Raw genomic sequence first — 355 nt, forward strand, 5'->3', positions numbered from 1 at the left:
GCGTGGACGACTGCGTGCTGGTCTACGAGACCAAACAGCTCCGCGTGACCGGCGAAAACCCCGACGCTCTGCTGCCCCGCATCCGCGAAATCTGCCAGTCCATCGAAAGCGAGACGCAGGTTATCGCCCCCGCGCCCAAACGCCGCGCGAACCAGCGGGTGTATACCATCCAAAATCTCGGCTGCGCGCACTGTGCCGCCGAGATGCAGCACCAGATCAGCCAACTCAACGGCGTGGACGACTGCGTGCTGGTCTACGAGACCAAACAGCTCCGCGTGACCGGCGAAAACCCCGACGCTCTGCTGCCCCGCATCCGCGAAATCTGCCAGTCCATCGAAAGCGAGACGCAGGTTAT

1 protein-coding gene is annotated in these 355 nt (G+C 63.1%); it reads left to right on the top strand.

The genetic code is table 11. The features are described from left to right. On the top strand, positions 1–355 hold a 355-nt coding region (locus tag ACYQ3S_RS15695; protein ID WP_459690308.1), incomplete at both ends, for a heavy-metal-associated domain-containing protein.

This window comes from Agathobaculum sp. TL06, from assembly GCF_054658635.1.